The sequence below is a fragment of the Streptomyces sp. NPDC002018 genome (assembly GCF_042890865.1).
Classification (GTDB): Bacteria; Actinomycetota; Actinomycetes; order Streptomycetales; family Streptomycetaceae; genus Streptomyces.
Genome location: NZ_JBIASO010000028.1, coordinates 14,422 through 38,516 on the forward strand (window position 1 = coordinate 14,422; position 24,095 = coordinate 38,516).

Sequence of the window (24,095 nt, forward strand, 5' to 3'; positions counted from 1 at the left end):
CGGCGTCGGTCCGTTCGAAGCCGGACGGGACGGTCCCGGAGCCACGCTCCGAGAACGCGCCCCGACGCCCCGACAGGCGATCTTCCCCATCGCCCGGCGCCCATGCCGCGTCCTTCCGTGGAATTGGCCGGTAACCCTATCGCGTCGTGAGGAGCTGTCGTCGCGCCCGCCAGGGACAACGGGACAGTTAGCCTGAAGGCAGGGTGTTCGTACCGTGGGAGATGCCGTGGATGTCGACCTGCGCAAGCTGCGCTACTTCGTGGCCGTGGCCGAGGAGATGCACTTCGGCCGGGCCGCCGAGCGGCTGCACATCACACAGCCGGTGCTTTCCCGGCAGATCCGCGCCCTGGAGGGGGAACTGCGCGCGCGACTGCTCACCAGGAACAGACAGTCCTCCGAGCTGACAGCCGCCGGCCGCCAGCTCCTGGAGGACGCCCGGCCCCTGCTCACCGCCGCGCAGGCGCTCAGCCGCCGCGTCCAGCAGGCCGCGCACGAGGCATCGACGTTCACGGTCGGGTTCATGCCCGGGATCACCGTGACCGGAGCCGTACGGGCTTTCACCGCCAGCCATCCCGAGCTGGACGTACAGGTGATACGTACGTCGTGGGACAACCAGGTCCAGGCGGTGCACGAGGGCCTTGTCGATGTCAGCTTCGTACGGCTGCCGGTCGACCACCGCGGTCTGACGCTGCGCCCCGTCTTCCGGGAACCCCGCGTCGCCGTCCTGCCCTCCGACCACCGCCTGGCGGGCAAGCAGTCCATCGGTATCGCCGACCTGGCCGCCGAACGCCTGCTCCAGGACCCCGACGCCGTCCCCGAGTGGCGTGACCTCCCCGACCGGGCCCGCGGCGAGGGAGCCGGGCCGCGGACCGCGTTCCGCACCGTCGAGGAGAAGCTGGAACACGTCGCGACGACCGGGGGCGTCCTCGTCCTTCCGCTGTCGACCGCCGTCTACTACACCCATACCGATGTCGCCCATGTGCCTATCGACGACATCGGCCCCAACGAGGTCTGCCTCGCCTGGAGTGCCGATCGCCGCTCCCCGCTGGTGCCGGAGTTCGCCGACATCGCCACCGCCCAGCACTGAGCCGACCTGCGCGCCTCCTCTGACCTGCGCTGATGCTCCGATGGCATCACTGGCGACGGAAGAGGTCTTGGACGCCGGCCACCGCACGGCGCCAGGGTTGGAGGAGCGGCGGATCTCCCGCCGCCATCCGAAAGGACCGTGAGGACGATGCAGGTCTTCATCACAGGCGGCTCCGGCTACATCGGCCGCCCCACCATCCGGGCGCTGATCAGGAACGGCGTCGAGGTGACGGCGCTGGCACGCAGCGAGCGCGCCGCGCGCACCGTGTCGGAGCTGGGCGCCACCCCCGTCACCGGGGCACTCACGGACACCGACGCCCTGCGGGAGGCCGCCCGCCGGGCCGACGGGGTGATCCATCTCGGGGCGGACGCCACCGAGAGCACCGCGGACATTGACCGCGCGGCGGCGGAGGCACTCCAGGACGGCGCGGGGAGCCGCCCCTACGTGCACACCGGCGGGGTGTGGGTGTACGGCGACACCGACGGGATCGCCGACGAGGACGCCCCGCTGAGCCCGCCGCGCATCACCGCGTGGCGCCTGGAGAACGAGAAGCGCGTGCTCGCCAGGGCCACCGCCGGCGGGCACCCGGTGGTGGTGATGCCGGGAGTGGTCTACGGGCACGCGGGCGGGCTGCCGCAGTCGTTCTTCGTCGAACCGGGGCGTGCCGCGGGGGCGGTGCCCTGTATCGGGGACGGCAGCAACCACTGGGCGCTGGTCCACGTCGACGACATCGCCGAGCTGTACGTCCTGGCCCTGGCCGCACCGGCCGGTTCGGTCTACGCCGGGGTCAGCGGCCAGAACCCTCCGCTGGCGGATGTCACCCGGGCCCTCAGCCACGCCGCCGGATGCCCGGACAGGATCGACTCGTTGCCCCTGGAGGAGGCCGTACGGCGGATGGGCCCGATCGCCGAGGCGTTCGCCCTCGACCAGCGGTTCACCGGCGCCCGTGCCCGCCGTGAGCTCGGCTGGGCGCCCACCCGTCTCGACGCCTTGGCCGAACTCGCCCGGGGCTGAACCGCCCTGACGCGGGCCGGCGCGTACAGGTCGGCACGTACCGCGGTCAGCCCTGGCGCGCCCGGTACAGATCACGGATCAGGGCGATCTCGGCCCCGTGATGCAGCAGTTCCTGGTTGACCCACCAGACGATGTCGATGAACGGGTCGTCGGGGTCGCTTCCGTAGGGGTAGGCGCTGTAACCCACCGTGTCGAGGGCGGCGTCGTCGGCGCTGAGCAGGGCTTCGCGCCACGCCGCGGCCCCTGCGTCGAGGGCGGCGACCGCTCCCTCGGCGTCCGGGCCGCTGCGACAGTCCTCCCGGGTCAGCGAGTGGCTCCCGACCGTGTGGTCGGCACGCAGGGTCAGCAGTTCAGCCAGGTGGCTCAGCCGCCAGGCGATCGTCGTGAAGGGCGGCGGGGCGGTGCTGTCGTCATCGGACGCTCCTACGGTGGACCGGCGGGACCGGGACTGAGCAGCCACCCTGTCACAGCCGGTACGACGCCACCCGCGCCACGGCCGACAGGCCCCCGCGCCACGGCCGACGACCGCCGGAGGCGGCCACGGGACGGCGACAGGACGGGGCCAGGAATCGGCGTGGGGCCGGGATGGTCCGTCCTGCTGTATCGCTTTCCTCCTGGCATAGTCGGTTCCGGGGAGCGACGACCGGACGGGACCGACGCGGCCGGCGAAAGCTCTCGCCGCCGCGGTCGTCTCCGCCGACTGGTACACGTTCCGTTACGGGAGGATCCGACATGGCCACGTCTTCACGCCCGGTCCATGCGGCGGGCACGTTCACCTTGGGCGGGGATCTCACGGTCAACCGGCTGGGATTCGGCACGATGCAGTTGACCGGGCCCGGCGTATGGGGTGATCCGAGGGATCCGGACGAAGCCGTCCGGGTGCTGCGTCGCGCCGTCGAGCTGGGTGTCAACTTCATCGACACCGCCGACTCCTACGGCCCGGCCGTGGCCGAGCCCCTGATCAAGAAGGCGCTGCATCCCTACCCCGAGGGCGTCGTGATCGCGACCAAGGCGGGGCTGACCCGACAGGGGCCCGACGAGTGGCTGGCGGTGGGCCGCCCCGAGTATCTGCGCCAACAGGCCGAGATGAGCCTGCGGAACCTCGGCGTGGAGCGGATCGACCTGTTCCAGCTGCACCGCATCGACCCGCGGGTGCCGCTGGAGGAGCAGATCGGCGGGCTGAAACTCCTTCAGGAACAGGGCAAGATCCGCCATATCGGGCTCAGCGAGGTGTCCGTCGCCGAAGTCGAGGCCGTCTCGAAGATCGCCCCCATCGTCTCGGTCCAGAACCTGTTCAACCTCGCCGACCGCTCGGCCGAGCCCCTGCTCGACCACGCGACCCGTAACGGCATCGGCTTCATTCCATGGTTCCCGCTCGCCACCGGCGCCCTGGCCCGCGGCGACGGCCCGCTCGCCGCCCTGGCCGAGCAGCACCAGGCCTCGCCCACGCAGCTCGCCCTGGCATGGCTGCTCAAGCGGTCTCCTGTGATGCTGCCGATCCCCGGCACCTCGACGGTCGCGCATCTGGAGGACAACCTCCGCGCCGCCGAGCTCGAACTCGGTGAGAGCGATGTCGAAACTCTCACCCGGGCGGTTCAGCCGCAGTCGGACAACTGATCCGCCCCCGTCGCGCTGATGCCGCGTGAGCAGTCAGGCGCTCATACCGTTCACCAGCGTCCGCCTGTGCGGCCGGTGGGAGGACCGGCGGGAGGACCGGGCTTCGATCCCCGGCGTCCGGACAGGCCCTAGGGAGCCCGGTAGACGAACGACGGGTACGGGTCGGTGGTCGCGCGCCGCCATGCCTGTCTGACCTCGTCGGGTGACTGCTCGCGGGCTCGGTCGAAGGCGGCGAGGCAGGAGGCGTGGACATCGGACTGGTCGGCGCGGCGGGTGAGGGCGAGCAGGCGGCGCAGGGCGCTGACCGCCTCGTCGGCGCGGCCCGCTGCGAGGTGGGCCTCGGCCGATGTGCGGAGGGTGGCGGCGAGGGCGGAGAGGGTGGCGGAGAGCGCGGCTTCGTGGATCCCCGGCTCGGCGTGTTCCATCAGTTCCCGCAGGACGGTCTCGGCCTCCTCGTAGCAGCTCAGCGCCTCCGGCTCGTTCCGCGCGCGGCGCAGCGCTCGGGCGAGGATACGGAGCCGGTCGGCGACCAGGGGCTGGTACGTGTCCCGGTCCGCGTCGGCCAGTCGCCGCGTGATCGCCAGGGCCTCGCGGCCGTGGGACACGGCGGCCTCGTAGCCGCCCGTGGCGCGTTGCCGGACGCTGAGGTTGGCGAGGGTGCGGGCCAGTTCGGGTTCGTAGGTCCGGGGGTCGGTCTCGGTGGCGCGCCGGTAGGCGTCGACGCTCCCCCTGGCGGCCTCGACGGCCTTGCGGTGGGCGCCTTGGCGCCGGTGGGAGAAGGCCAGGTCGTCCAGCGCCTCGGCGAGCAGGGGGACATAGGCCTCGGGGCGGGTGCGGGCGAGCCGGGTGCAGAGGTCGGCCAGTTCGCGGAGGGTCAGCCGCTCTCCCGCGGGGATGTCCAGTTCGCCGAGCTGGTGTGCCAGGCAGTGCAGCGCCAGGACGAGGCGGTGCTCGCCGTCGGCCGGGTGACGCCCGGTCAGGGCCCGGGACACGGCGACGGCCTGCTCGGCGGTGTCGCGTGCCCGGGGAAGATCGCCGGTGGCGCCGTGGCACCAGGCCAGATCGGTCAGGAGCCGTGCGCGCAGGGCCAGGATCTCGGGGTAGAGCCGCGGGGGGAGCCCGTCGGTCCACTCGCGGGCGTCGGTGCCGGCCGCGACGGCCTCGTCGTAGCGGCCGAGGGCGCGGAGTCCGCCGGTCAGCTCGATCATCACGCGGGCCTGCACCGACTGGACGCCGAGCAACTTCCACAGGGACATGCTCCGCAGCAGCGCCCGGCACTCCAGGTAGATCTCGACCGACTCCTCATGACGGGGGAAGCGGGCGAGTACCCACGCGTGGGTACGCAGGGCGCCGAGGAGACTCCCCAGCGACCTGTCCCCGCGCGCGGGCCTGCCGGCGTTCCGGTATGCCGCCACACACTCCCGGGCCACCCTGAGCGACTCGTCCAGCCGGCCCGTCTCCGCCAGGGCCAGGGCGCGGACGAGGAAGGTGTAGGCGGTCTGCGTCGAGGAGGCACGGGCCCGGGGGACCGCCAGGGCCTCGTCCGCCGCGGCGAGGGCGTCCTCGTGACGGCCGGTCAGGAGCAGCACATGGGCGTGGAGGGAGAGGGCTCGGGCCAGGCCGTCCCGGTGCGCGTGGTGGGGGTGCGCACGCGTCATGAGGGTGCGGTACACGGCCACGGCTTCCTCACCCCATGCGAAGCGCCGCTCCAGAGGGTCCGCCCGTAGCAGCACCCATCCGGGCGCGAGGCTCCGCAGCAGAGCGACGCCGAGCAGCGGCCCGCCCGCCCGGAAGGCGATCCGGGTGAGAAGCCGCAGTGGCGGCAACAGGATGCGCACAGTTCCCATGGTCTTCCCCCTTGTACAAGGGACGACCGGGCGCGTGCCCTGGTTGCACACCGGGGCCGGGGAATAGCGCGCCCCACGAACGCGGCTCAGCCATGACGGCGCGGTGCCGGCGGCACAGCTGCCGGCGGCGGCGCCCCTCAGCACTCCTCACCCCTCACCTTTGCGAATTACGGCACCAGCGAACTGAAGTGGGCGGTGCGTCAGTCCCGGTCCACGTGCCGGGTTCTGGAAGTAGCGCCGGCAGCGTGCCCGGGGGACGTTCGCAGTCCGCCGCCGCAGGTCGTCGCAGGTCGCCGCAGAGATCCTGAAGTCGGCCTTCCTCGCACTCGACGTAGAGCTGCGACGTACTGCCTGGGCCCCGTAGCGGGTCAGGCAGCGATGACGATCTTGCCGATGGTTCGTCCGCTTTCGACGAGTGCGTGGGCGGTGCGCATCGTCTCGACCGTGAGCCCGTCGAGTCGGCGCGTGGTGATGGGGCGCAGGCGTCCGGCGGTGACGTGCTCGGCGACGCTTTCGAGGGTCTGGCCCTGGGCTTCGGGATCGGCCCCGTGGACGATCCGGCTGAAGACCATTTCCGTGTGCAGGGACAAGGACTTCGCCGCGAGAGCGCCTACGTCCAGCGAAGGGACGCCGTCCACGACGGACAGGTGTCCGAACGGGCGCAGGATGTCTGGGATCCAGCGGAGGTGGTCGGCGCTCGCGGCGGTGGAGAGCACCATGTCCACGTGCGGAATGCCGGCCGCGTTCAGTTGTGCGGGGACATCGCCCGTGTGGTCGAGCACCAGGTCGGCGCCCATCTGCGAGCACCACTGCCGGGAGGCTTCTCGCGATGCGGTGCTGATGACGAGCGCGGGTGTCCTGGTCTTCAAGAGCTGGGTGGCGAGTGAGCCGACGGCGCCGGCACCCCCGAGCACGAGGACCCGGGTGATTCCGGCCGGCAGAGCGTCCTGGTCTCTGAAGAGCGCTTCGGACGCGGTCAGAGCGCCGATGGGCAGACTCGCGGCGTCGACGAAGGAGAGCTGCTGCGGGATCTTGGCGAGGATCCGGTGGTCGACGGCGAGCCGCTCCGCCCAGCCGCCGTCACGTGTGGTGTCGCCGGTGCCGAAGACGCGCTCGCCTACCGTAAAGCGCTGTACGTGCTCTCCCACCGCGATGACCACCCCGGCGAACTCCCAGCCGAGGAGGACCCGGCCGCCGGGCTCGGCACTGCGCATCCTGCGGATGAGGGCTTCGCCGGGGTTGACGCCGATGGCACGGACCTCGACCAGGACGTCCTGGTCGCGCAGCGTCGGCTCGGGTACCTCGGCCCGTTCAAGGGCGAAGTCGGCGAGGTCGTGCGCCGTCTCGTACACCAGGGCCTTCATGTGGTGAACCTTCCGCCGAAGGTGAGGTTGATCCCGGCGAGGGGGCCACCGAGCTGCTGCAAGCGTCCGCCGGTTGCCAGCGAACCGAGGTCGACGCTTACCAGGCCGGCTTGCTCGATCAGTTCGGTGACTGGCTTCTTCGCCTCGCTGTCGTCGCCTGAGACGAACAGGACTGTGTGCGGCTTGGCGGAGGAGAAGTCGGAGATCCAGGACATGGGAACGGAGTTGAAGGCTTTGACGACGCGGGCACCGGGGGCGAGGTCGGCGACGATCTCGCTGGAGGTGCGTCCTGAGAGGTCGCCGAGGGTGAGCGGGTCATAGCCGGCGACCCGATTGGTCGCGTCGACCAGGAGGCGACCCGACCAGTCGGGAACGGAGAACAGGGCGTTCTGCACATTGGGCCAGTTGACCGCGAGGACGACGATGTCCTGCTCGGCGGCCTGCTGAGGGGTTCCGGCCGAGGCGCCGGAGCCGAGTTCCTCGACCAGCGGCGTAAGGGAGTCCGGTCCCTTGGTGTTGCTGAACAGGACCTGCTGTCCCAGGGGCAGTACGTGCCGGGCGATGGTCTGGGCGACGACGCCTGCTCCGAGAAATCCGATTCTCATGGACGCACCTTTCTCAGTGTCTTTTTCTGAGTGTCTTTTGACCGAGAGCACGGTCAGCGGGTGGCGTATTCGGCGCGCAGGAACTCGGCCGTGGTCGTGGGGCTGTGGCCGATGAGCGTCTCCAGGTCCTTTCCCCTGGCCTCCCACTCGCCGGCATTCATCCCCTGCACCCACGTGAGCACGAACTCGACGGCGAAGTCGGGGAACCCCACCGTGCGCATCGCGTCGAGGTACTCCTCGTCGGAGACGGGAACGTAGGGGACACCGGAGCCGTGGATGGCGGAGAGGATCTCCGCGATCTCGGCGAAGGAGACGGACGGCCCGCCGGTCAGGCGGTACGTCTTCCCCTCGTGTCCCTCCTCGGTGAGGACGGCGGCCTGCGCCGCTGCCAGGTCGTCGCGGGAAGCGGCGGCGAACCGCCCGTCCCCGGCAGGGACCCGTACTCCGTTCTCGTACGGGTCGGCTCCCATGTAGGGGGTGATGACGTCGAGGAACGGCGGGTGCCCGGCCAGGGTGTAGGCCAGCCCCGACGCGGCCAGCTTCGCCCGCGTGAACTCGTCCTCGGCGGTAATCTCCCTCATCGAGAGCGTCGAGCCCTCATCGCGGATGATGGGGGCATAGACCACGTGCTGGACACCGGCGCCGACCGCGGCATCGATCACGTTCGCGTGGGCAGTCCTACGGTCGGTGAAGGCGTGCGTGGGGACCAGCATCAACTTGTCGATGCCCACGAACGCCTTTCGCAGCGACTCCGGATCCATGTAGTCGCCCGTACGCAGCTCGACGCCCGGCTCGGCCAGGTCCTGGGCCTTGGCCGGATCGCGCACGAGTCCGACCAGGTCGCCGGCCGGGCGCCGGTCCAGCAAGTGCTGGAGGGTCTTCTTCCCGAGCACACCGCTGGCGCCTGTCACAAGGATCTTGCTCATTTCACGTCTTTCCGAAGAGGGGGACGGGTGGTACCGCTTCGCCTGCGCCCGCAGGTCCGGCCTGGTGCCAGGCAGACGGCGGCGCGAAAGGTGCCGCCGGACAGCGGTCGAATCCCGCTCGGGCGGGAGGAGGGGGGCTTCGGCCGCGCCGTGTCCGACCGGGCGATCTCAGGGCCGCTCGGCCCGGACGCGTCCAGGCGGACTGTCGGCCGCCACCTCCACACCAACTAATAGCGGGGTTCAGTAACTACCTGCGCCACAGTACATCTCCCTGGAGGAGATGCAAGCGGAAGGCGATCTCACCCGCCAGACGTGGCAGTTACGCTCATATATGTCGAGTATGCCGCGTGTGGGCAGGCGGGGCGTGGGGGGCCTGCGGAACTACAGGCGGGGGTAAGTTTTTATTGGCGCCGTACAGCATCTGGTGGTATCACTGGGTGCATGTACACACCTAGCAAGCCCATCCCGGGCGAGTTCGCCGGCCGCCGCGCGCTGGTCACAGGGGGATCCCGCGGCATCGGCGCTGCCATCGCCCAGCAGCTGCTCGATGAAGGCGCCCACGTGGTGACCACCGCTCGTTCCCGCGCGGCTACGACGCCGGAAGGCTCGACCTTCATCCCGGCGGACCTACGTTCGGCCGACGCGATCACGAACCTGGTCGCCGAGGCAGAACACACACTCGGCGGCCTCGATCTGCTGGTGCACAACGCCGGGGCGGCCCGCGTGCACCTCGAAGGCTCCGAGTCGATTCCGGACGAGGAGTGGCAGGACTCCCTGGACATCCACTTCCTGTCCGCGGTCCGCCTGATCAACGCGGCCCTTCCGGCGCTGCGCAAGGCCGAGAACCCGGCGATCGTGAATATCTCCACCAACGGCACCGAGACGCCGTCCGGCCCGCTCCTGCACTACGTCGCGGCGAAAGCCGCCTTGGACACCTACACCAAGGGCATCGCCCAAGACCTTGCCAAGGAGGGGATCCGCGTCAACCTGGTCACCCCTGGCCCGGTCGACACTCCCGGAGGCTCCGCCATCCTTCGGACCATCGCCGAAGGAATCGGCGCCACCCGCGAAGCCCTGGTCGCCGGTGTCCCTCTCGGGCGTGCCGGCGAACCCGGCGACATCGCCGAGGCCGTCACATTTCTGCTCTCCCCCCGCGCCCAGTGGATCACGGGGACGAACATCAAGGTCACGGGCGGATCCTGAACCGCCCTGCTGCCTGGCCGCGTCGGCGGCCAGGCAGCGCCGCCCCTCCGCGGACTCGCAAGATAGGGTCCCGACATGCCCCGACAGACCAGCCCATCGAGATCCGAGGAACTCGTCGCGCTCTTCACCGAACTCGGCCCCGCTTGGGGGGCTTGGATCAACGCCTGCACCCCGGCCGGTTCGGTCAGTTATGTCCGCATGCGGCTCCTGAATGCGCTGCACACCGACGGGGCGCAGACCATGACCCAGCTCGCCCAAGCGCTCGGCGTCACGCAGCGGCGTATCACCGCCCTCGTCGATGCCCTCGACGAGGACGGCCTCGTCGAGCGTCGGCCCAACCCCGCCGACGGCCGCAGCACCGTGGTCTCCCTCACGCGAGGCGGAACCGCTCTCCAGAAACTGGCCTGGGACGAATACCGGACCGACATCAGCAGAGCCTTCAACGACCTCAGCCCCGAACAGCAGGAACAGCTCATCGAGATCACCCCTGTTCTCACCGAAGCCCTCCGCCGCCACACCGCGAATCGCCCCACGCCGCGATGAACACGGCTCGAAGGCCCCCTCCCGGCTGCACGGGCTGAGCGCGCCGTGTACGGCCTCGCCCGGATCGACGTGAACCTCGCGGCCGAGCCAAGGGGCGGATGGAAGACGCCTTGGACCGGGCGTCCGGCTACGCCCACGGGGGACTGGCCGGGGCCCTCCCCCGCGGGCTGACACTGGGCGGCCCGCGACAAGACCGCATCCTCGACGAAGCGGCCGAAAGCGCCGACCCGCCAAGCTGATGGGCCTGTTCGGCATCACCGAGCAGACCGCCATGCGCTACGTCACAGCCGCCCACCCCGAACGAACCGCCACCCGGTCACGCTCGGTAAGGGCCCTGGCAGGTCGGTACGGGCGTCAGCGCTTCCGAGGGAGCGCCGGCACACAGCACCGGCGACTCCGGGCCCGAGTGCGACGCGATGCCGGGGCGGGCTCATCGGCACGCCGGCCTCGTTACCTCGACTGCGGGGTTCCATTCGCGCATTCGTAACACCTCGTGTTCACATGAAAGCGCAAAGTAATCACCTGCTTTCGGTCAACCAGAGGAGCTGTCATGCGTAATCGTCACACCCTGCGTCTCGCCGTCACCTCGGCCGTGACGTCCGCCGTGCTGGCACTGACCTCCGGAGCCGCGTTGGCGAGCGACTGGTACGGCTACCCGCTGTCGAACCAGAAGGGGCAGCCGCAGCACATCGTGGCCTGCGGTTGCAGCAATCTCAACGAGGGCAAGCGTGGCTCCTACTACTTCGACCACCGCGGACAGGACGCCACGATGTACAACGACCGCGACTGTCCCCGCGGGCACGGGCACTACACGTTCCGGGGCGACTCGGAGCGCAACGCGTCATTCGGGTGGAAGAGCATCGAGATCCACTGCTGACGGCCGCCATCGGGGGTCGTGCGCGGTCGTTCCAGTCACGAGAGCATGACCGGGTGCCGGCGCCGGGGGTCCGCCCCGGCGCCGACACCGGCCTCCGCGCTGTTCAGGGGAACAGCAGGATCCCCACGAGCACCAGGACGACGAAGGAGATGAGGAGGATCGTGGTGGTCCGCATCCGGTGGTGCTCCGGCACGAAATCCTCCGAGCGTCCACGGGGGCGGTCCTCCGGAAGCTCGGGGTGTTCCGGCCGGTCGCGTGAGTAGAAATCGGTGTCGGCCATGACAAACCCCTAGACGTGACGGGCCTGCACAAGGCCCGAGAATCACAATCCCCCTATGTCCAGGTTACTCCCGGAATGGTCATATGAATATGGCCGATATGGTGGATTCAGGCAGAGGTACGGGCACGGGCACGGATCAGTCGTCGAGGGAGTCCTTCACACCCTTGACCCGGTCCTTCGTGTCCTTCATGGCGTCCTTCGCCTTGCCCTTCGCCTGGTCGGTCTTTCCCTCGGTCTCCATACGGCGGTTGCCTGTGACCTTCCCCGCCGCTTCCTTGGCCTTGCCCTTTGCCTTGTCCATGGCGCTGTCGTCGCCCATCACGGCTCCTCGGTAGTGCGGTCCTTGCCCCTCCAACCTAGGACGGACCGCCGAACCGCGCCTGCCGACAACAGTGCTCACCCACCGGTGCGGACGGGCCGCCGCGCCCCGGTGCGGCGGCCCGTCCGGTCAGCCGTTCACGACGACGGCGGCCCGGTTGTTGTCCAGGTTCGGGTCGAAGTCGCCGATGCTCAGATCCGGCATGTCGTTGAGGGTGACCGCCTTCCCCCGGGCGCCCGGCACGACACGGTCGATACGGAGGGAGAACGAGAAGGTGTGGCTCGCCCGCTCGTGCAGGAAGACAGGCGTCGCGCAGCGGTAACGGGGCGCGCCGAGCCGCTCCTCCCGCCCTTCTCCCGCGGCGTCGAGCGCGCGGCAGTCCTCCGGCGTGCCGGTGACGGTCGTCCCGCGCGGCACGGTGATGTCCACGGTCGCCACCGGCGCCCCCGCGCCGAGGGAGGCCACCCACGCGGGACCCCGGTTCCGCACCGTGACCGAAGCCGTGACGGTCCTGCCCGCCGCTCCCCGGACCTCGCTGCCGATCAGCTTCAGGTCCGCCGTGTTGGTGGCGTTGACGAGCACGGAACGGTAGTTGTCGGAGGTGTCGACATCGCTGTCCGCGGCGGCCGCGCGGGGTGCGGCGGCCGCCGGGCGCAGATCGAGTTCGGCCCCGCTGCCCCGCACGAACGGGCGGCCGGCTCGCGCCTGCTCCAGTGCCTCGTCGGAGTACGGCTCCACGGCGTAGTCGAAGCGGTCGTAGAGCACGGTCCTGTCCGTGCGCAGCGCGCCCGCGTCGAGGGAGAAGGTCCGGCCGGGGGCGACGGGCTCGTCCAGTACGCACAGGGCCCAGGTGCCGGCGGGGCTGGTCGCCGCGTTCTCGTCAAGGTATTCGCAGTTCCCGTACCGGGAGACGAAGTCCAGGCCGTGCGAGGCGAACAGGCTCAGCAGGGTGCGGTCGGCGGTGCGGTTGCCGTGGTTGGCCAGTGTGACGGGGATGACGACGCCGGTCCCCGGCTTCACACCGTTCCGGTCGGGCGCCTGTGTCAGCCCCAGATCGGGTCCGTCGGCCACGGTCACGGTCGTCTCGGCCGGATACGCCGTCAGATCGCCTGCCACGGCCGTGGATCTGATCGTCGCGACCGTCCCCGCGACGGCGCCGGGCTTCGCCGTGAACCCGATCTCCGCGGCGTGCACGGAGGAGTTTGCCGACAGTCCGGGGAAGGAGCAGTCGCCGGTGACGGAACGGTCCTCGCCCGTTCCGTCGACACGCTCGGTGCAGTTGGCGGGCCAGGTGATCTCGGCGAGGCCGGCCAGTTCGGTGACATCGACGGTGAGCGTGCCGGCCGGTACGACCATGTCCGTGTTGTCGTGCGACATCTCGATGTTCAGGGTCCTGGTGGGCGCGTTGCCGTCGGCGTCCGGGCCGAGCAGCGCCATCTCGTAGGGAGCCGCGATCCAGAGCGCGTCCGAGCCCCCGGCTCGGGCGGGTCCCGCCGCGGCGAGGACAAGGGCGGCGACGGCGAGGAACGGTGTGATCGTGCGACGGGTCAGGCGTCGGGTCATGACGTCTCCCATGGTCGTCCGGTCGTAGCGGTTGGCTACGGTCATCACGACCCCCCGGACCGTCGGAAAGTTGTACGGGGCACAGCGGGACCCGTGCCGTCACCCGCCGCGCCCCGTACGGCCGTCACCTCACTTCTCACTTCGGACACGGTCCCGGCGCGCCGGTCCGGCCGCGTCCCCGCGCGTCACCGACGGCCTCCTGCCTTCACCCGTTCGGGTAGGGGCCGTGGCCCGAACGGCCCCGGAGGGCCCGGCCGGGGGTCGTTTGGCGGCAGGATCCAACGGGCACCTCTCGCCCGCGACAAGGCTGACCACGACACCCACGAGCCGCGGAGGAGAGCCATGCGCGAGGCGAGCACGTCGGCAGGCACGATGGTCACGGCCCCCGTCACCGACGAGGAACTGGCCGCTCTGGTGGCCCATTGGCGAGCCGCCAACTACCTGGCGGTCGGTCAGATCTACCTCATGGGCAATCCGCTGCTCACCGAGCCGCTGCGCCCGGAGCACATCAAGCCCCGGCTGCTGGGCCACTGGGGTACCTCCCCCGGGCTGAATCTGGTGCACACCCATCTCAACCGTGTCATCAGGGCGCGGGGGCAGGACACCGTCTGTGTCTGGGGCCCCGGACACGGCGGCCCCGCCGTGCTGGCCAACTCCTGGCTGGAGGGCAGCTACTCCGAGGTCTACCCGGACGTCAGCAGGGACCGGGACGGCATGGCCCGGCTCTTCCGCCAGTTCTCCTTCCCCGGCGGAGTGCCCAGCCATGTCGCGCCCGAGACGCCCGGCTCGATCCACGAGGGCGGTGAGCTCGGCTACTCGCTCTCCCACGCCTACGGCGCCGCGCTCGACCATCCGGATCTGCTGGTCGCGTGTGTGATCGGTGACGGGGAGGCGGAGACCGGCCCGCTGGCGGCGTCCTGGCACTCGAACAAGTTCCTCGACCCGGTGCGCGACGGCGCGGTGCTGCCGATCCTCCATCTCAACGGTTACAAGATCGCCAATCCGGCCCTGCTCGCCCGGATCCCCGGACCGGAGCTGGACGAACTGCTGCGCGGCTACGGCCACGAGCCGCTGCATGTCGGCGGTGACGACCCGGACACCGTCCACCGCGCCATGGCCGAGGCCATGGACACCGCGCTGGACCGTATCGCGCTGATCCAGCGCACCGCCCGGGAGGAAGGCGCCACCGAACGGCCCCGCTGGCCGGTGATCGTGCTCCGTACGCCCAAGGGCTGGACCGGTCCCGCCATCGTGGACGGACTGCCGGTCGAGGGGACCTGGCGCGCCCATCAGGTGCCGCTGCCCGCCGTCCGCGAGAACCCCGAGCATCTGCGGCAACTGGAGGCATGGCTGCGCTCCTACCGGCCCGAGGAGCTCTTCGACGACCACGGCCGGCCACGGGCGCAGGTGCTCGCCTGCGTTCCCGAGGGCACGCGGCGGCTCGGCGCCACGCCGTACGCCAACGGCGGTCTCCTCCTGCGTGAGCTTCCCGTACCGGCCCTGGAGCCGTTCGCCGTACGCGTCGACCGGCCCGGTGTCACCCTGCACGAACCGACCCGGGTGCTGGGCGATCTGCTGGAGGCGCTCATGGAGGCCACGAGCGAACGCCGCGACTTCCGGGTCGTCGGCCCCGACGAGACGGCGTCCAACCGCCTCCAAGCCATCTACAAGGCCTCGGGGAAGGCCTGGCAGGCCGCGACGCTGAGCGTCGACGAGCATCTCGACCGGCACGGCCGTGTCATGGAGATCCTCTCGGAGCACACCTGCCAGGGATGGCTGGAGGGCTATCTCCTCACGGGCCGGCACGGTCTCTTCTCGTGCTACGAGGCCTTCGTGCACATCGTCGACTCGATGGTCAACCAGCACATCAAGTGGCTGAAGGTGTCCCGCACCCTGCCGTGGCGACGCCCGGTCGCCTCCCTGAACTATCTGCTCACCTCGCATGTCTGGCGCCAGGACCACAACGGCTTCTCCCACCAGGACCCCGGCTTCATCGACCATGTGCTGAACAAGGCGCCCGAGGTCGTACGGGTCTATCTGCCGCCGGACACCAACACGCTGCTCTCGGTCGCCGACCATGTGCTGCGCAGCCGTGACTACGTCAATGTCGTGGTCGCGGGGAAGCAGCCGTGCTACGACTGGCTCACCCTGGACGAGGCGCGGGCCCACTGCGCGCGCGGCGCGGGTGTGTGGGAGTGGGCGGGTACGGAGCGCGAGGGCGAGGAACCGGACGTGGTGCTGGCCTGCGCGGGCGATGTGCCGACCCAGGAGGTGCTGGCCGCCGCCCTGCTGATCCGCCGCCATCTCCCCCGGCTCGCGGTCCGCGTCGTCAATGTGGTCGATCTGGCCCGGCTGCTGCCGGAGTCGCAGCATCCGCACGGGCTGTCCGACAGCCAGTACGACGCGCTGTTCACCCGGGACAAGCCGGTGATCTTCGCGTACCACGGCTATCCCTGGCTGATCCACCGTCTCGCCTACCGCCATACGGGCCATGGGCATCTGCATGTCCGCGGTTACGAGGAGTCCGGCACCACCACGACGCCGTTCGACATGGTGGTCCGCAATAACCTCGACCGCTACCGGCTGGTCATGGATGTCATCGACCGCGTACCGGGACTCGCCGTGCGCGCCACCCACGCGCGGCAGGCGATGGAGGACGCCCGGCTCAGGCATCACTCCTGGATCCGTGAGCACGGGGTCGACCTGCCCGAGGTGACCGACTGGACCTGGCAGCCGGTGCCCGTGGACAGCGAGATCTATCCCACGACACGTCTGTGAGCGGGAGACCCGCCGCTCAGGACCCGCCGGTACCGGGCGCTCCCCCGGCCGTCGGAGAGGACTGACCGTGGGCGCCTGGAGCTGGACGTACGAGGGGTACGACCCGGAGTCGGAGCGGCTGCGCGAGGCCCTGTGCACCCTGGGCAACGGCTATCTCGCCACCCGGGGCGCGGTGTCCGAGACCTCCTCGGGACCGGTGCACTACCCCGGTACCTATGTGGCGGGCTGCTACAACCGGCTGGTCTCGACCGTGGCGGGACGCCGGATCGAGAACGAGGATCTGGTCAATCTCCCCGACTGGCTGCCCCTGCGGTACCGCATGTGTCCCGAGGGCGCGGAGCCGGGACCGTGGCTGTCCCCGGACCGGGCCGAACTGACCGGGCACCGGCGGACCCTGGACCTGCGGCGGGGCACCCTCGTCATCCGCTCGGTGTACGAGGACGACGCGGGGCGGCGGCTGACGGTGGAGCAGTGCCGGCTGGTGCACATGGGAGAGCCGCATCTGGCCGCGCAGCGCACCTCGTTCACCGCCGAGGGGTGGGCGGGGCGGGTGGAGGTGGAGTCGGGGCTCGACGGCGAGGTGCGCAACGCCGGGGTGGAGCGGTACCGCGATCTGGCGAACCGGCATCTCACGGGGGTGCGGACCGGCGCCGAGCACGGTGACACCCTGTGGCTGCGCTGCCGTACCGTCAGTTCCGACATCGGGATCGCGCTCGCCGCGCGCACCCGGGCCGCCTCCGGCGGGAGCGGCACGGCCACCGCGCGGCTGACCGAACGGCGGGCCTCCCACACGCTGGTGCTTCCCGTGGCGGACGGGGAGAGCGTCACCGTCGACAAGACGGTCGCGCTGTACACCTCCCGCGACCCGGCGATCAGCGATCCGCTCTCCGCCGCCGTCGGGGAGGCCCGGCGGGCGCCCGCCTTCGCCCCGCTGCTGGCCTCGCACCGGCGTGCCTGGGCGGACATCTGGCGGCGTGCGGCGCTGGACGTGCCCGGTGAGGCGGGCCGGATCCTGCGGCTGCATCTCTTCCATGTCCTCCAGACCCTCTCCCCGCACACGGCCGAACTGGACGCGGGGGTGCCCGCCAGGGGGCTGCACGGCGAGGCGTACCGGGGGCATGTCTTCTGGGACGAGCTGTTCGTCCTGCCGTTTCTGAATCTGCACTTCCCCGAGGTCTCCCGGGCCCTGCTCGGCTACCGTCACCGCCGGCTGCCCGCCGCCTGCCGGGCGGCGCGGGAGGCGGGCCACACGGGGGCGATGTATCCGTGGCAGAGCGGGAGCGACGGCCGCGAGGAGAGCCAGGAACTGCATCTCAACCCGCTCTCCGGGCGCTGGATCGCCGACCACTCGCGGTTGCAGCACCATGTGGGCTCCGCCGTGGCGTACAACGTGTGGCAGTACTGCCAGGCCAGCGGCGATGTGGAGTTCCTGCACACCAAGGGCGCGGAGACACTGCTCCAGATCGCCCGGTTCTGGGCGAGCCGCGCGGTGTGGGACCCCTCCCTCGCCCGGTACCGCATCCGTGGGGTGATGGGCCCCGACGAGTACCACGACGGCTATCCGGGGGCGAGCGCGCCGGGGCTGGACGACAACGCCTATACGAATGTCACCGCGGCCTGGGTGCTGACCCGGGCGCGCGAACTCTGCGGGGCGCTGCCCGCGCCGTGCCGCCGGCGGCTCTTCGAACGGCTCGGCCTCGACCGTGACGAGCCGGACCGCTGGGAGGATCTCTCGCGCACCCTTCATGTGCCCTTCCACCAGGGGATCGTCAGCCAGTTCGAGGGGTACGGGGACCTCGCCGAGCTGGACTGGGCGGGATACCGGGAGCGGTACGGCGACATCCGGCGGCTGGACCGGATCCTGGAGGCCGAGGGCGATACCGTCAACCGCTACCGGGCGTCCAAGCAGGCCGATGTGCTGATGCTGGGGTACCTCTTCTCCCCCGGGGAGCTCGCCGGTCTCTTCCGGCGGCTCGGGCACCGGCTGGACGACGACTCCTGGCGCACCACCGTCGACTACTACGAGCGCCGCACCAGCCACGGTTCCACCCTGAGCGCGCTGGTCCACGGGTGGGTGCTGGCCCGGATCCACCGGGAGGAGGCGTGGACCTACGCCAAGGAGGCGCTGATCGGGGATGTGGCGGACGTCCAGGGCGGCACCACGGCGGAGGGGATCCATCTCGGCGCGATGGCGGGCACCCTCGACTTCGTCCAGCGCGGTCTGACCGGTCTGGAGACCCGTGAGAACGCGGTCTGGCTGGATCCGGCGCCGCTGCCGCAGCTCTCGAAGTTCCGGGTGGGAATCCGCTACCGGAACCACTGGGAGGTGGATCTGCGGATCCGGGCGGAGCGGGTCCGGGTCTTCGTACCGGGGGAGGACGGGGAGCCGGTACGGGTGATGCTCGGCGGACGCGCGCACACGGTCGCTCCCGGTACGGCCCGCTGGCTCGATCTGCCCGGCCACGCGGGGCCCGGACCCGGCCCACCCGGCCCACCCGGCCCGTAGGGGCACCAGGTGAGGACGCAGGTAAGGACCGCCGCGCGAGGACCAGCCGCACAAGGACCATGGGGGCGGGGCACGGGGGTGTCAGTCGGGTACGAGCACGGCCGCCCCCCGCACCCGGTCACCCGCCAGATCCGCGAGTGCCCGGTCGGCCCGGCTCATCGGGTACGGGCTGGTGGTGACCCGGATACCGATCCGTTCGGCGAGTGCCAGGAACTCCCGGCCGTCGTCACGGGTGTTGGAGGTGACGCTGCGCAGATTCCGCTCCTGGAAGAGATGGCGTTCGTAGTTCAGGACGGGGATGTCGGAGAGATGGATCCCGGCGACGGCGAGCGTGCCGGAACGGTCCAGCGCCTCCATCGCCACCGGTACGAGATCCCCCACCGGCGCGAACAGGATCGCGGAGTCCAGGGGCTCGGGCGGACGGTCGTAGGCGTCGCCCGCCGAGGCGGCGCCGAGTTCCAGGGCGAGTTCGCGTGCCCGCGCGGACCGGGTCAGCACATGGACGGTGGCACCCTCCGCGAGGGCCACCTGGGCGGCGAGATGGGCGGAGGCGCCGAAACCGTAGAGTCCCAGCCGTCCGCCCTCGGGCAGCGCGCTGCGGCGCAGCGAGCGGTAGCCGATGATCCCGGCGCAGAGGAGGGGCGCGAGCAGGACGGGGTCCTGGTCTTCGGGCAGCCGGTAGGCGAAGGCCTCGGGCACCAGGGTCAGATCGGCGAAGCCGCCGTCCGTGTCCCATCCGGTGTAGACGGACCACGGGCAGAGGTTCTCCCGGCCCGCCAGGCAGTAGCGGCAGGTCCCGCAGGTGCCCCGCAGCCAGGCTCCGCCGACACGGTCGCCGGTGCGGAACAGACTCACCCCTTCGCCGGTGGCGACCACCCGGCCGACGATCTCGTGGCCGGGGACGGTCGAGGGGCGGTGGGGCGGCAGATCCCCCTCGGCGAGATGCAGATCCGTACGGCAGACACCGCAGGCCTCCACGCGCAGCAGCAGGTCCCCGGGGCCGGGCACCGGGGTACGGCGGCGGATCCGGACCAGCGGCCCGGTGGCGACCGGGCCGGGCGTCTCGACGGCCCAGCCACTCAGTGTCCCGGGGAGCGAGGGGGGTGAGGCGGCGGCAGCGGGGGAAGCCATAGGTCCAGCGTGCGGCGGGTACCGACGCGGGGCAAACGGCCACGGCCCGTCCGCGCCCACCGGAGCGTCGCACCGGCCGGAGCGCCCCCGCCAGTCGCCCGCCGCCGACGGCCCCCCGCCCGGCGCCCCGCCGTGGCTTCCCGCACTCAGGCCGCTTCCGGCGCTCAGCCCGCTTCCGCCGGCACCGGCCTCCGCCGCACAGGGCCTAGGGACGGTTCAGATACGCGAGGCCGGGGTGTGCCGCGGTGTAGCCGTCGACGAGGTGGCGGGCCACCGTCACCGAGTCCACCAGCGGATGCAGGGCGAACGCCTTGACGGCGGTGGCGCGCGAGCCGCTCGCCGCGGCGGCGAGGACCTCGCGTTCCACGGCCTTGACGGCGCAGACCAGTCCGGTCGCGTGGTCCGGCAGCGGCGCGACGGAGAGCGGATGGGCGCCGTTCGCGTCCACGAGACAGGGCACCTCGATGACGGCGTCCTCGTCGAGCGCCCGCAGCGTGGTGCGGTTGCGGACATTGAGGATGAGAGTGGTGCGTTCGTCGCGGGCGATGGCACGCATCAGGGCGAGGGCGACCTTCTCGTAGCCGCCGGACTCCAGGTCGTCGGCGTCCCGTTCACCGACGCCCGCCGCCTCGCGGTTCTCCGCCATGTAGGTGGCCTCGCGTTCGGCGCGGGTACGGTCCCAGGTCGCGAGGGCGGGCGCGCCGGGGCGGGCCATCTCGTCGTAGAAACGGGCCTGTTGGTCACGGAGGAACGCGCCGCGGGTCTGCTCGGCCTCCTGGTAGGCCCGTACCGTCTCGCGGTTGAAGTAGTAGTAGTGCAGATACTCGTTGGGGATCGCGCCCAGGGACCGGAGCCACTCGGGGCCGAAGAGCCTGCCCTCCTCGAAGGAGCCCAGCGCCTCGGTGTCCGCGAGCAGCCGGGGGAGTTCGTCCCGTCCGGCGACCCGCAGACCGCGCAGCCAGCCGAGATGGTTCAGGCCGACGTAGTCGATCCCCGCCTCGTCCGGGTCGGCGCCCAGGACGCGGGCGACCCGCCGGCCCAGCCCCACGGGTGAGTCGCAGATCCCGATGACCCGGTCGCCGAGATGACGGGACATGGCCTCGGTGACCAGCCCGGCGGGATTGGTGAAGTTGATGACCCAGGCGTCGGGCGCGAGCCGGGCGACGCGGCGCGCGATGTCGACGGCGACGGGCACGGTGCGCAGGCCGTACGCGATACCGCCCGCGCCGACCGTCTCCTGGCCCAGGACGCCCAGGTCCAGGGCGACCCGTTCGTCGGCCGCGCGTCCTTCGGAACCGCCGACGCGGATCGCGGAGAAGACGAAGTCGGCGCCGCGCAGGGCCTCGTCGAGGTCGGTGGTGGCGGTGACCGCCGGCGCGCCGGGGACGCTCTCGGCCTGCTCGGCCAGCACACGGGCGACGGCGGTGAGCCGGGCGGGGTCGAGATCGTGGAGGGTGACCCGGGTGATCCGGCCCTCGGCCCGGTCGGTGAGGAGCGCCCGGTACACGAGCGGCACCCGGAAACCGCCACCGCCGAGAATGGTCAGCCTCACGCGGGAACCGCCTTCGCGTCGGCCTCCGTCGGCACGGTGCGCGCGGGGCGCCGTGTCCACGGGGGCGTTGGTCACTACGAGGCCGAAGGCGTCCGGGGTGTCCCGGTGCTGGGGAGGAGGCCGCCGCGAGGCGGTTCGCACAGGGCCAACGGAGGCCGTCGCTCGGCCGGCACGCCGTGAACCTTACCCGTCGGCGGCGGGAGGCCTCCACGCGAGGCCGTCTCCGCACAAGCCCGTCTCCACGCGAGGCCGTCTCCACGCGAGGCCGTCTCGGCACAAGGCCTGCTCCACGCGAGGCTGTACGCCGCGGGCGGCTGTGTGCCGCGCACGGTCGGCGGCGGTCACGCCGACGGCACCGTCTGACGTATGACACCCGCCCGGGGCACGGCCCGCGCCGGTCAACCGGTCCTGGCGGACGGCAGGCGTACCACGAAGGCGGTGTGCCCCGGGCGGCTGGTCATCTCCACCGTGCCGCCATGGGCGGCGACCACCGCGGTGACGATCGCCAGACCCAGCCCTGTCCCTCCGGTGGTCCCCTCTCCCGCGGCCCTCGAACGGGACCGGTCGGCGCGGGTGAAGCGCTGGAAGATCTCCGGCTGGAGCCCCTCGGGAATGCCGGGGCCGGTGTCGGTGACGGTCAGTTCGGCGAACTCCTCACCGCCGGCGATACGCAGGGTCACGGTCGTGGCGGGCGGGGTGTGGGTGCGCGCGTTGGCCAGGAGGTTGGCGACGACCTGGTAGAGACGGTGCTCGTCGCCGGTGACGGTCACCGGTTCGCGGGGCAGATCCAGCAGCCAGCGGTGTTCCGGCGCGGCGGCGCGCGCGTCGCCCATGGCGTCGAGCGCGAGCCGGGTGAGGTCCACGGTGTCACGGGCCAGCGGGCGGCCCGCGTCCAGACGGGCCAGCAGCAGGAGGTCCTCGACCAGGCCGCTCATCCGTTCGCTCTCGTACTGGATGCGCTCCAGGGCGTGCCGTACGTCGCCGGGTACGGGTTCGGTGTGGCGCAGGGCCAGTTCCGCGTGGGCGCGCACGGTGGCGACCGGGGTGCGCAGTTCATGGCTGGCGTCGGCGGCGAACCGGCGCAGCCGCTCCTCGCTGGCGTGGCGGCGGGTGAGCGCGTCGCCGACATGGCCGAGCATCCGGTTGAGCGCGGCGCCGACCTGGCCGATCTCGGTCCGTGTGTCGGTGTCGGGCACCGGTCGCGGCATGGCGACCTCGCCACTGGCCAGCGGCAGCCGGGTCACCTCGGTGGCGGTCGCGGCGACCCGGCTGAGCGGGCGCAGGGACAGCCGTACCCAGAGCGCGCCGAGCACTCCGGTGACCACGATCGCGGCTCCGAACACGGCGACTTCCACCACTTCCAACTGGTGCACGATGTCCGTGACCCGTCTGAGCGGGAGTCCGGTGAGGAGCGTGTCGCCGTCGCCGCCCTCCTCGGCGACCACCCGGAAGGACCCGAGGGCGGAGAGCTGGACGGTGTGCCCCATCCCGTCCGGAGGTACGGCGGCCAGGGCATCCCTGTCCGCACGGGTGAGCGACACGGGAACGTAGGTGTCACCGCGCACCATCGACGCCTGGACGGCGACACCGAACAGCAGCCGGGCGCCGAAGGTGCCCTCCGCCTGCCCCCGGGTGTCGGGATACCCGGGGGCCGGGCCCTCCGTGTGCTCCAGACTGGCCGCGAACCGTCCGTCGGCCGCCGCGAGCTGGTGGTCGAGTTTGGTCATCAGAAAGCCCTCGATCGCCAGCACGGTGATCACCCCCACCGCGAGACAGGCGAGGGACAGCAGCAGCAGGAGTCCGGCGGTCAGCCGCGCCCTCAGGGTGCGTGGCACGGGCAGCCGCCGCAGGGCACCTCGCGCCCCTCCCCCGCGGTCCTGTCCCCCGCGGTCCTGTCCCCCGCGGCCGGGGCCGCTCACGCGGCTCACGCGTCCGGCTTCAGTACGTAACCGACCCCGCGCACCGTGTGGATCAGGGGTGTCCGGCCCGCGTCGATCTTCTTGCGCAGATAGCTGATGTACAGCTCGACGACATGCGCCTGCCCGCCGAAGTCGTACGACCAGACCCGGTCGAGGATCTGCTCCTTGGACAGGACCCGGCGGGCGTTGCGCATCAGGAAACGCAGCAGTTCGAACTCGGTACGGGACAGCTCCACCACCACTCCCGCCCTGGTGACCTCGCGCGCCTCCTCGTCCATCACCAGCTCGCCCACCACCAGCCGGTCACCGCCGGGCTCCCGGGCCATCCCGGCTCTGCGGAGCAGTCCGCGCAGCCGGGCGAGCACCTCCTCCAGGCTGAACGGCTTGGTGACATAGTCGTCCCCGCCCGCGGTGATGCCCGCGATCCGGTCCTCCACGGTGTCGCGGGCGGTGAGGAACAGCACGCAGACGTCCGGCAGCGCGGCCCGCAGCCCGCGCAGGACCTGGAGGCCGTCCATGTCGGGCAGCATCCAGTCGAGCACGACGGCGTCGGGCCGGAACGTACGCGCGATACGGACCGCGGAGTCGCCGTCGCCGGCGCTGCGGACCTCCCAGTGCTCGTAGCGGAGCGCTCCGGACAGGACTTCGGTCAGGTCGGGCTCGTCGTCGACGACGAGGACGCGCACCGGGGCGCCGTCGGGCCTGCTCAGGACGGGAGAGGCGATGTGATCGGCATGACTGGCGTGTTTGTCCATGGTGGATCCAGCTTCTCTCGCCGTGCTCGCCGAGCCGGGCAGGACGCCTCCGCGTCTGCGCGTCCCCGGCGTGTCGGCGGCAGATCGGCGGGCCCCCGTCGGCGTGTCGGCGATTGCTCCTGCCCGTCCGTCGTCGTCTCCGTCGTCGTCTCGTCTCCGTCTCCGTCTCCGTCTCCGTCTCCGTCTCCGTCTCCGGAGGGTTCCGTTCC

The 24,095-nt window shown here is 71.4% G+C and carries 20 protein-coding genes; 8 read left to right on the forward strand and 12 right to left on the reverse strand.

The window, feature by feature from the left end; translation table 11 throughout:
• Window positions 1-214 precede the first annotated feature (214 nt).
• A complete protein-coding gene (locus ACFYYH_RS31430; protein WP_388558275.1) occupies window positions 215-1,087 on the forward strand; it encodes a LysR family transcriptional regulator in 873 nt (290 codons plus the stop codon).
• A gap of 147 nt (window positions 1,088-1,234) precedes the next feature.
• Window positions 1,235-2,101: an NAD-dependent epimerase/dehydratase family protein gene (locus tag ACFYYH_RS31435; protein ID WP_388558278.1), complete on the forward strand. Its 867-nt coding sequence runs from the start codon at window positions 1,235-1,237 to the stop codon at window positions 2,099-2,101.
• Between the two features lie 46 nt (window positions 2,102-2,147).
• Here ACFYYH_RS31435 and ACFYYH_RS31440 read toward each other — a convergent pair whose 3' ends face one another.
• The gene (locus ACFYYH_RS31440) at window positions 2,148-2,810 is read right to left on the reverse strand and encodes a DinB family protein (RefSeq protein WP_388558281.1); all 663 of its coding nucleotides are present in this window, start codon (window positions 2,808-2,810) and stop codon (window positions 2,148-2,150) included.
• Between the two features lie 23 nt (window positions 2,811-2,833).
• On the opposite strand from ACFYYH_RS31440, the gene ACFYYH_RS31445 reads away from it, so the two are divergent.
• A complete protein-coding gene (locus ACFYYH_RS31445) occupies window positions 2,834-3,718 on the forward strand; it encodes an aldo/keto reductase (RefSeq protein ID WP_388558284.1) in 885 nt (294 codons plus the stop codon).
• Between the two features lie 128 nt (window positions 3,719-3,846).
• Here ACFYYH_RS31445 and ACFYYH_RS31450 read toward each other — a convergent pair whose 3' ends face one another.
• From ACFYYH_RS31450 to ACFYYH_RS31465, 4 genes are all read right to left on the reverse strand, one after another.
• Entirely contained in the window at window positions 3,847-5,565 is a 1,719-nt protein-coding gene (locus ACFYYH_RS31450; RefSeq protein WP_388558287.1) for a tetratricopeptide repeat protein, read from the reverse strand.
• Between the two features lie 368 nt (window positions 5,566-5,933).
• A complete protein-coding gene (locus tag ACFYYH_RS31455; RefSeq protein WP_388558290.1) occupies window positions 5,934-6,929 on the reverse strand; it encodes a zinc-binding dehydrogenase in 996 nt (331 codons plus the stop codon).
• Window positions 6,926-7,534, reverse strand: a complete 609-nt coding sequence (locus ACFYYH_RS31460) for an NADPH-dependent F420 reductase (protein WP_388558293.1) — start codon at window positions 7,532-7,534, stop codon at window positions 6,926-6,928. The genes ACFYYH_RS31455 and ACFYYH_RS31460 overlap by 4 nt, the downstream gene beginning before the upstream one ends.
• Window positions 7,535-7,587: 53 nt before the next feature.
• Window positions 7,588-8,460, reverse strand: coding sequence for an NAD(P)H-binding protein (locus ACFYYH_RS31465; RefSeq protein ID WP_388558296.1), 873 nt, complete (start codon window positions 8,458-8,460; stop codon window positions 7,588-7,590).
• Between the two features lie 441 nt (window positions 8,461-8,901).
• Between ACFYYH_RS31465 and ACFYYH_RS31470 the strand changes: the two genes are divergently transcribed.
• The 3 genes from ACFYYH_RS31470 to ACFYYH_RS31480 all read left to right on the forward strand — a co-directional run bounded on the left by ACFYYH_RS31470 (window position 8,902) and on the right by ACFYYH_RS31480 (window position 11,083).
• Window positions 8,902-9,663 (forward strand): oxidoreductase, encoded by a 762-nt coding sequence (locus ACFYYH_RS31470; RefSeq protein ID WP_388558299.1) that lies wholly within the window; start codon window positions 8,902-8,904, stop codon window positions 9,661-9,663.
• 75 nt (window positions 9,664-9,738) lie between these two features.
• The gene (locus ACFYYH_RS31475; protein WP_388558302.1) at window positions 9,739-10,206 is read left to right on the forward strand and encodes a MarR family winged helix-turn-helix transcriptional regulator; all 468 of its coding nucleotides are present in this window, start codon (window positions 9,739-9,741) and stop codon (window positions 10,204-10,206) included.
• A gap of 550 nt (window positions 10,207-10,756) precedes the next feature.
• Complete coding sequence (locus ACFYYH_RS31480; protein ID WP_388558305.1) at window positions 10,757-11,083, forward strand: MiAMP1 family antimicrobial peptide; 327 nt, start codon at window positions 10,757-10,759, stop codon at window positions 11,081-11,083.
• A gap of 103 nt (window positions 11,084-11,186) precedes the next feature.
• On the opposite strand, the gene ACFYYH_RS31485 is transcribed toward ACFYYH_RS31480, so the two are convergent.
• The 3 genes from ACFYYH_RS31485 to ACFYYH_RS31495 form a co-directional block, all read right to left on the reverse strand.
• Window positions 11,187-11,363, reverse strand: a complete 177-nt coding sequence (locus ACFYYH_RS31485) for a hypothetical protein (protein ID WP_388558308.1) — start codon at window positions 11,361-11,363, stop codon at window positions 11,187-11,189.
• Window positions 11,364-11,499: 136 nt separating this feature from the next.
• On the reverse strand, window positions 11,500-11,682 hold the full coding sequence (locus tag ACFYYH_RS31490; protein ID WP_388558311.1) for a CsbD family protein: 183 nt from the start codon (window positions 11,680-11,682) through the stop codon (window positions 11,500-11,502).
• A 129-nt stretch (window positions 11,683-11,811) separates the two neighbouring features.
• On the reverse strand, window positions 11,812-13,245 hold the full coding sequence (locus ACFYYH_RS31495; protein ID WP_388558314.1) for a hypothetical protein: 1,434 nt from the start codon (window positions 13,243-13,245) through the stop codon (window positions 11,812-11,814).
• Between the two features lie 342 nt (window positions 13,246-13,587).
• Here ACFYYH_RS31495 and ACFYYH_RS31500 point away from each other — a divergent pair, with 342 nt between their 5' ends.
• Together ACFYYH_RS31500 and ACFYYH_RS31505 are read left to right on the forward strand one after the other, a co-directional pair.
• Entirely contained in the window at window positions 13,588-16,023 is a 2,436-nt protein-coding gene (locus ACFYYH_RS31500; RefSeq protein ID WP_388558317.1) for a phosphoketolase, read from the forward strand.
• Between the two features lie 67 nt (window positions 16,024-16,090).
• A complete protein-coding gene (locus tag ACFYYH_RS31505; RefSeq protein WP_388558320.1) occupies window positions 16,091-18,529 on the forward strand; it encodes a glycoside hydrolase family 65 protein in 2,439 nt (812 codons plus the stop codon).
• A gap of 81 nt (window positions 18,530-18,610) precedes the next feature.
• On the opposite strand, the gene ACFYYH_RS31510 is transcribed toward ACFYYH_RS31505, so the two are convergent.
• The 4 genes from ACFYYH_RS31510 to ACFYYH_RS31525 all read right to left on the reverse strand — a co-directional run bounded on the left by ACFYYH_RS31510 (window position 18,611) and on the right by ACFYYH_RS31525 (window position 23,886).
• Window positions 18,611-19,660 (reverse strand): zinc-binding alcohol dehydrogenase family protein, encoded by a 1,050-nt coding sequence (locus tag ACFYYH_RS31510; RefSeq protein ID WP_388558323.1) that lies wholly within the window; start codon window positions 19,658-19,660, stop codon window positions 18,611-18,613.
• Between the two features lie 205 nt (window positions 19,661-19,865).
• On the reverse strand, window positions 19,866-21,212 hold the full coding sequence (locus tag ACFYYH_RS31515) for a 6-phospho-beta-glucosidase (protein WP_388558326.1): 1,347 nt from the start codon (window positions 21,210-21,212) through the stop codon (window positions 19,866-19,868).
• Between the two features lie 398 nt (window positions 21,213-21,610).
• Window positions 21,611-23,062 (reverse strand): sensor histidine kinase, encoded by a 1,452-nt coding sequence (locus ACFYYH_RS31520; RefSeq protein ID WP_388558388.1) that lies wholly within the window; start codon window positions 23,060-23,062, stop codon window positions 21,611-21,613.
• Window positions 23,063-23,136: 74 nt separating this feature from the next.
• Window positions 23,137-23,886: a response regulator transcription factor gene (locus ACFYYH_RS31525; protein ID WP_388558329.1), complete on the reverse strand. Its 750-nt coding sequence runs from the start codon at window positions 23,884-23,886 to the stop codon at window positions 23,137-23,139.
• Window positions 23,887-24,095 lie beyond the last annotated feature (209 nt).